Source organism: Ruegeria sp. BG6, assembly GCF_056538465.1.
This window is the reverse complement of sequence record NZ_JBQFTB010000024.1, coordinates 23,164-30,923: the sequence shown is the minus strand read 5'-3', so window position 1 is coordinate 30,923 and position 7,760 is coordinate 23,164. Positions and strand designations below refer to the sequence as shown.

Sequence of the window (7,760 nt, the reverse complement as noted above, 5' to 3'; positions counted from 1 at the left end):
TCGATCCGACGGTACGCTCCTTGCGTGGCCTAGTACGTCCAGATCCTTGGCAAAAGTCCATTCCCCCGCATCACTTTCTCTTGCACGGAGGCCCCAAAACCGCCGTTCAAACAGGCCATCGCCAACGACTGCACCGAGCCCCAAGCAGTCGCTTGCTACAGGCAGGGCAAGAACGCAGCAGTGATCCAAATGCCCGCGCCGTTATGATCTGGGATGACAGACAGCGCGGGCCATAGTCTGGTCATGGGACTGCCCAGACTATTTGGAATGCGAAATTGGACATGCGTAGCTAACCAGATTGGCTTGGCTACTCATTTACGACAGTGTTGCCCCACCTAGTGACCAACTACTCGCACAATGGGACCCTGTCTTCAGAGGCGTGACTGCAAGATCTGATACACAAGCAAACATATAACACGCGAGAAAAATTACTTTATCGCGCGTAAAAGTGTTGAATTGTTGTATTTTAGATTCAAGTATCAGCGTGTGTGGCAAGTTTGAATTGTCAATTTTGCTCACGTAGTCGCCAGATCTGTCTGGTTAGCCTCCTGGAGACGAAAGTGAGTGGCGTCGCCGGGAGGCAATTTTTTTGCTGAATGGTCCTCCTAGAAAAAGGTCGAGTTCAGGCGCACACAGTACACCTATGACCCCTCCTCGCAGAAACCTCCAACATTCAAGTACCGAAGGCCAATGGCTTTTGTGCAAAAGCCACGTCAGCAGCGAATTGCGGAGACGACTTTAACAAAGATCCATTTTTAGTGGCCGTTCGTACACTACTTGAACAATGGAGGTGTCGTGCAGGTCGTTTGGTTCAAACGAGATTTGCGGGTAACGGATCATCCGGCACTAGCGCAAGCGTCAGAGGTCGGGCCAGTTCTGCCACTCTATGTGGTTGAAACTGAGCTTTGGCAGCAACCCGACGCATCAACACGGCAGTGGAACTTTGTTGCTGAGACAATCGCTGGGTTACGAAAAGACCTTGGGAAACTGGGCCAGCCGCTCATTGTGCGCATGGGGCAAATTGTGGAGGTCCTTTCCCAGTTAAAAGATCGTGGTCTAATCGACGAGCTTTGGTCACATGAGGAAACTGGAAATAATTGGACGTACCAGCGGGACCGTCAGGTCGCTGCGTGGTGCAGGGAGCATGGCGTGCGGTGGCACGAAGTGCAAAACCATGGCGTTTTTCGGAGGCTCAAGTCTCGCGACGGCTGGGCGGAAAGTTGGGATAGGTTTATGGCGCTGCCCGTTTCTTCACCAGTTGCGCTAGAGCATATCGGCATAGAACCAGGATACATTCCCACGGGGCACGACCTCGGCTTGCGGGATGATCTATGCGTTGGTCGTCAAGCAGGTGGACGAGCTGCGGGTTTGGAACGTCTGAACAGCTTTCTGACCCGCCGTGGCAAAAGATACCAACGCGAAATGTCCAGCCCCTTGCAGGGGGCTGTTGCGTGTTCGCGGCTATCGCCCCACCTGGCTTGGGGTGCGCTTTCGATGCGCGAGGTGTCTCAAGCGACTGAAAAGCAGAGACGAAGATTGCCGCCGCAAGCAAAGGACTGGCGCAAATCGCTTCGCTCTTTCTCGGGCCGATTGCATTGGCACTGCCATTTTATTCAGAAACTTGAGGATGAACCCCGGATTGAGTTTGAAAATCTGCATCGTCTATACGACGGGCTTCGACCGAAAGCGCCAGAAGCCGCACTCTTGGCTGCATGGTCCAACGGCGAAACGGGATATCCATTTTTGGACGCATGCATGCGGTCATTGCAAGCAACGGGGTGGCTCAACTTTCGGATGCGCGCAATGGTGATGGCCACGGCGAGTTACCATCTCTGGCTGGATTGGCGGGCCCCGGGTGAGCATTTGGCGCGCATGTTTACCGACTACGAGCCGGGCATTCACTGGAACCAGGTGCAGATGCAATCAGGCACCACCGGCATCAATACTGTTCGCATCTATAATCCGGTTAAGCAGGGCTATGATCAGGATCCAGAAGGATTGTTCATTCGGACATGGTTGCCGGAATTGTCCCACATCACGGATCAGCATATCCATGAACCTTGGAAAGCTCACGGCGCGAAACAAATCATTGGAACGCTTTATCCAGCGCGTGTTTTTGACCATCTCGCAGCGGCTAAGGCCGCGCGCGAGCGGGTTTGGAGCGTCCGCCGAAACGCGGAGTTTCGCTCCGAAGCGCGAGCCATCGCGACAAAACACGCGAGCCGAAAGACCAGGCGGAGTGCTCGCAAAGTCGCGCGGGCTTCTCAAGATCAAAAGCAACCCGGCCTGCCTTTGGGGGACCAGTGGTGAAGATGCGAAAGAGAGTCGATTTACCCCAGAAAATCTGCCCGGTCTGTCAGCGCCCTTTCACTTGGCGCAAGAAATGGGAAAAAGTTTGGGATGAAGTGAATTACTGCTCGAAAAAATGCAGGTCGGCCACATGACCGAGATATTTCCAGAACTTGCGGAAGCGAAAGAGACGATCACTTTCAAACCCACGAGAACCGATGGCCTAAAAAGGCTGAAGCAGTTCGTAGGACGCACCGGTCGGCATTACGCAAGTAAGCGGAATTACGATTTTGGGAGCGAGCGACGCAGCAATGTATCGGGTTTGTCACCTTGGCTGCGCCACCGTTTGATAACGGAGAAAGAGGTACTGACAACCGTATTGGCGTCGCATAATTCCAACGGGGCCGAAAAGTTCTTGCAAGAAGTGTTTTGGCGCACTTACTTCAAGGGTTGGCTGGAACAAAGGCCCAGCGTTTGGACACTGTATCAGCGGGACTTGTTGAGCGCTTGCGAGCGACTGAAATATGATGAGGGCTTAGAGACCCGTTTCAATGACGCAGTAAACGGCAGTACCGGCATCGACTGTTTCGATCATTGGGCGCGAGAACTGGTGGCGACCGGCTACCTTCACAACCATGCACGCATGTGGTTTGCATCAATCTGGATTTTTACACTGCGCATTCCCTGGCAGCTTGGCGCGGATTTCTTTTTGCGACATTTGCTAGATGGTGATCCCGCGTCTAACACGCTGAGCTGGCGGTGGGTCGGCGGATTGCACACAAAAGGCAAAACGTACCTCGCGCGCCCGGAAAATATTGCCAAGTTTACTGAAGGACGGTTTCAACCGAGAGGCTTGGCCAAATTTGCAGAACCGCTGACCGAGCCGGTAGATCACCCGCTTGTTTCCCTTGCGACTCCTCACATACCCTCAAACAGTCCTTATCTGTTACTGTTGACGGAGGATGATCTGTCAGGTGAAGGCGTGATGCCGACGTCGCCTGCTGCCGCGATTGGACTTTTGGCGACGCATGGTCGGTCTCCAAATCTGATAGGAGACGTCGCAAAGGATTTTGCCAAGGGCGCGATGAGCAACGCTTTGGAACCCCACGGAAAACACGCGAAATCAGCTGAGGATTGGTGTGGTCCGTTGATCGAGGCAGCACGGAATGCCGGCGTCACGACCATTGCAACAGCCTATGTGCCTGTCGGCCCCACTCGGTCACGCCTGGATCGTGCAGAACCTGTATTGAGAGACGCAGGCTTGTCTTTGTACAGGATAATGCGACCGTACGACGCTATGACATGGTCTCATGCAAAGGCCGGATTCTTCGGCCTTCGAAAGAAGATCCCATCGCTCTTAGGCCAACTGAATCTGCTCAGCCAACAAAGACCATAACCCGTGTATTCTGCTGCTCTTCTACTTCCCAATCAATTGTTTGCACAGCACCCGGGTCTGGCCGCCCAGCCAGACATTGTTGTGCTTTTCGAAGACCCGCTTTTCTTCGGTGATGCGTATTATCCGGCCACGATGCACAAGCAAAAGCTTTGGCTGCACCGCGCCTCAATGGCGCGCTATAGAGATGGCTTAGTAGCCAAGGGCTTTGATGCCGCGATATGGCCCTTTGAGCGGCAGCCGGGCGCATGTCTTCGACTGTTTCAAAGTCTGCGTGATCGCGGTGTCAGCCAAATGATCATGGCTGACCCAGTAGACTTCATCGCAAAAAGACGTTTACGGGCGGCAGCTGGCAGTACCGAAATCACGCTCGATTTCCAGCCATCGCCTGGCTTTCTGAATCCGCGGAACCACAATCTAGATTGGTTTGCCGGTCGAAAACGATGGCTCATGGCGGATTTCTACAAAAGCCAACGCGGCCGCTTGAACGTGTTGATGGACAGAGGTCAACCGACGGGGGGACAGTGGAGCTTTGACGAGGAAAACCGCAAGAAAGTGCCCAAGGCGCTGTTAGGCAGCCTGCCTTGGATCGATTGGCCTTCCCATGACGCAGTTGATGAAGCCGCAAAAGCAAGCGTTCTTGCTGATTTTCCAGAAGCATTGGGCAGCCTGGATACGTTGTATTATCCGACATCACACAAAGCTGCGTCCGACTGGCTGGCGCAGTTTCTGGAACGGCGGTTCGAACGTTTTGGCGACTATGAAGATGCCATTGTTGAGGGCGAAAACTGGCTATGGCACGCCGTTCTCACGCCAGCATTGAACATAGGATTGTTGGCGCCAAAACAAGTTTTGGACGCTGCCCTGGCGCATGCGGATCGCAAGGGCGTTCCCTTGAATTCGGTAGAAGGTTTTATCCGCCAGATCATTGGCTGGCGCGAGTTTATGCGCGCGACTTATGAGAGCCTGGGTGTGCCGATGCGTACGACAAATCATTGGGGCCATCACCGCCCAATGCCCCGCGCTTTCTACGACGGAACCACCAGTATTGATCCGCTGGACGACACGATCAAAAGGGTGCTCAAGACAGGGTATTGTCATCATATTGAACGCCTCATGGTTTTGGGCGGATTTATGTTTCTGTGCGAAATTGATCCGGATCATGTCTATCGCTGGTTTATGGAAATGTTCGTCGACAGCTATGATTGGGTTATGGTTCCCAATGCCTACGCGATGAGCCAGCATGCCGATGGCGGGTTGATCACCACCAAACCGTACTTTTCGGGTTCAAACTATGTTCGCAAAATGAGCCATTGGGGCAAAGGGCCTTGGACCGAAATTTGGGACGGACTTTATTGGCGCTTTATCCTGAAACACACCGATAGACTTGCAGGAAATCCCCGATGGGCGATGATGTGCCGTACGGCTGGGCGCATGTCGTCAGAAGTCAAAAACAAGCATGTCAAGACGGCTGAAGCTTTTTTGCAACGGATGACACGAGCATGAACTCCTCGGCAGCGTATGACTGAGAGTGAGGTCACATCCAGAGATCAACTTTGGGACTGGCTGAACAAGCACTTTACCCAACCTGAGAGCGTCCGACTGATCACGTGGAAGGCTGCACATCTGTGTAGATATGTCAGCCGGGATGAAGTGTTGGATGCGCTGATTGCGTATGGTTGGATTGATGGAAGACGATTTCGAATCGATGAAGACCGTACGGCGCAACTTATCAGCCCGCGAAAACAACAATCTTTGTCCAAAAGCTACAAGGACAGGGCGGAGCGCCTTGGGCAAGAAGGCATAGTGCACCCCGCCGGAGAGGCTTCCATACAAGCCGGTAAAGCTTCAGGGCTTTGGAACTTTTTTGACGATGTCAATGCTCTAATCGTCCCAAACGATTTATCCGTTGTATTGAACTTGGACAAATGGGTGCGATTGCCACCGTCTCACCGACGCAATGTCCTGCGCTGGATTAAGGTCGCCAAGTACCCGACAACGCGCCAACGGCGGATCGATAACACGGTCGAAACCACGCACACCGGCGAAAGAATGCAGCAAATGTGGCGCCGTCAGGTTTGTTCTTAGTCCCTAGTTGGAACTTGAACTTTCGTATCGCATTAGAGCAACGCAGCCAAAATTTTGGTTTGGAGTAGCCGCTACGGAGGTCGCCGTCCGCTTAAGCAATGAATTTTCGCGTTTGTGGCACTACGGTCCAAGTGCTCAGACTTAAGTTCGCGCCAATTCCGCCTCGTTGAATGGCTGCAAACGGGAAACCCGATGCAATGCCGCGCAGCCTTTGACGCGCCTAAAAGGCCACGCTGCATCAGCGATTATCGAAAGTCCAATGTTGGAAATTTTCGCAGAGCAGTTACCTAGCAGACAGCTGCGAATGACCACACTGAGCCCAAAGAGGACGAGCGATGATTTCAAGCCCAATTGAACCGTGCCAATTTCATGTAAAAGGGATGCCTGGTTCATACTATACTCTATTGTGCTTCATGCGAGGCCGAGGTCAGAGGAGTGACTATGAAAACAGCTGTTGTGACCGGCGCCGCGGGAGGGATGGGGCAGGCCATCTGCCGCCAATTGCAGACAAACGGGTTGCATGTGATTGGTCTGGACCTCAAAGAAGAGCGTCTGAACGAACTGGCATCAGAATTTAGTTCGGACTTCACACCTATTTACGTTGACTTAACTGATCCTTTGGCCGTGGCTCAAACGTTTGAGCGCATTAGGACAGCCCATGGCGGTCTGGATGCTTTGGTAAACAACGCTGGCACCTGCTTTATGTCTGACTTCCCGCACATTCCGCCCGAGGAACTCGAAAAGCAGATGGCAATCAACTTTAATTCTGCATTCCATTGTTGCCAGCAAGCGGTCCAATTGATGTTAGAACGCGAAGGCATCAAAAAGATTGTAAATATCTCATCGAACGGTGCTTACAATTTCGATGTGTTCGACCCTCCGCACTACCGCGCGTCAAAAGCAGCGATGGATACTCTAACAAAAGACCTCGCCCGTCGATACGCAAAGGATAAAATCTGTGTAAATTCTCTGGCACCTGCCATGACTGAGACACCGTTGTTCAATGTCTTGACCGAGGAAGTCTTGAAGAAAGCCGTTAGTGCCATGCCACATGGTCATGCGATGCTACCTGAGCAAATCGCCTCTTGGGTTGGTTTTCTCATTTCACCGGCAGGGGATGTTTCCAGTGGGAATGTGATTATTCTGAACCAAGGGCGCGACGTCAGATAATTCTTTGGTGCGACATCACTTTCCGGAAAAATGGTCCAAGGGGTGGGATCAGCTGTAGACTTCTGGTGCTTTCTTCAGAACAGCCCACTGCTTTGGACAATGCCCATAGATTACAAAGGCATCTCGCTCGGATGCCAGACGCATCAACCTGTCTGCGCTGGCAATTGCTGCATCTTCGTCCCAAGACCCGGCAAACTTCTCGTCGATTTCTGCTGGTCGGGAAATCGCATCACTAGTCAATAAAATCGCCCCCGACGGAAGATCGACCATTACCGCGATCTGGCCAGGCGCATGACCGGGTGCCATCAAAACGAAGATACCTGGCCCAATCTCTACGTCGTCATCAATAACCAGGTAATCCTGCTCGGGCCATTCCATCGGCCGCATATCGCCCCAATACAAGGGGCGAGGTAAGGTTCGCTCGGCAGAGGAGATGAGAATGGGACTGTTTGGAAAGTCGCCCAATGCACCGATATGGTCGATATGGGAGTGCGTACAAATCTGTAATGTAATGTCTGACGGAATAAGCCCGAGTTTTGCCAGCTGTGCGCGTGGCAGATTATCTGGTTCGCACTTCAGAACCTCGCCAAACTCGAACAATCGATCTTCTATGACCGCGGCGTCGGTATCAATGGCGTATTTTTCAGGAAATCCAGTGTCGATGAGTATTGCTTCTCCCAAATCTGTTCGGATCAGAAACCCGCAGATACCTATGATGCGGCCAGTGGAATGGACCTTGAACAGCCCGTAGTCCAAAACCACAAGGTCAATCGGTCGCCCTTTGACAAATCCCTCTGCTTGCACAGACTCTCTCCCTGAT

7 protein-coding genes are annotated in these 7,760 nt (G+C 52.7%); 6 read left to right on the top strand and 1 reads right to left on the bottom strand.

Features of this window, described 5'->3' with window-relative positions; translation table 11 throughout:
* The first annotated feature begins 795 nt into the window (after positions 1 to 795).
* The 6 genes from ACR0JW_RS23320 (at position 796) to ACR0JW_RS23295 (ending at position 6,940) form a co-directional block, all read left to right on the top strand.
* The gene (locus ACR0JW_RS23320) at positions 796 to 2,310 is read left to right on the top strand and encodes an FAD-binding domain-containing protein (protein ID WP_170682739.1); all 1,515 of its coding nucleotides are present in this window, start codon (positions 796 to 798) and stop codon (positions 2,308 to 2,310) included.
* 2 nt (positions 2,311 to 2,312) lie between these two features.
* Positions 2,313 to 2,444 (top strand): DUF2256 domain-containing protein, encoded by a 132-nt coding sequence (locus ACR0JW_RS23315; RefSeq protein ID WP_480714568.1) that lies wholly within the window; start codon positions 2,313 to 2,315, stop codon positions 2,442 to 2,444.
* Positions 2,441 to 3,685: an FAD-binding domain-containing protein gene (locus ACR0JW_RS23310; protein WP_170682737.1), complete on the top strand. Its 1,245-nt coding sequence runs from the start codon at positions 2,441 to 2,443 to the stop codon at positions 3,683 to 3,685. Before ACR0JW_RS23315 ends, ACR0JW_RS23310 begins: the two co-directional genes overlap by 4 nt.
* Before the next feature lie 3 nt (positions 3,686 to 3,688).
* Positions 3,689 to 5,188: a cryptochrome/photolyase family protein gene (locus ACR0JW_RS23305; protein ID WP_170682736.1), complete on the top strand. Its 1,500-nt coding sequence runs from the start codon at positions 3,689 to 3,691 to the stop codon at positions 5,186 to 5,188.
* A 150-nt stretch (positions 5,189 to 5,338) separates the two neighbouring features.
* Entirely contained in the window at positions 5,339 to 5,770 is a 432-nt protein-coding gene (locus tag ACR0JW_RS23300) for a YdeI/OmpD-associated family protein (protein ID WP_480714567.1), read from the top strand.
* Between the two features lie 441 nt (positions 5,771 to 6,211).
* On the top strand, positions 6,212 to 6,940 hold the full coding sequence (locus ACR0JW_RS23295) for an SDR family oxidoreductase (RefSeq protein WP_170389737.1): 729 nt from the start codon (positions 6,212 to 6,214) through the stop codon (positions 6,938 to 6,940).
* Positions 6,941 to 6,988: 48 nt separating this feature from the next.
* Here the strand turns inward: ACR0JW_RS23295 and ACR0JW_RS23290 are convergent, their stop codons facing one another.
* Positions 6,989 to 7,744 (bottom strand): N-acyl homoserine lactonase family protein, encoded by a 756-nt coding sequence (locus tag ACR0JW_RS23290; protein WP_170682734.1) that lies wholly within the window; start codon positions 7,742 to 7,744, stop codon positions 6,989 to 6,991.
* Positions 7,745 to 7,760: the final 16 nt, after the last annotated feature.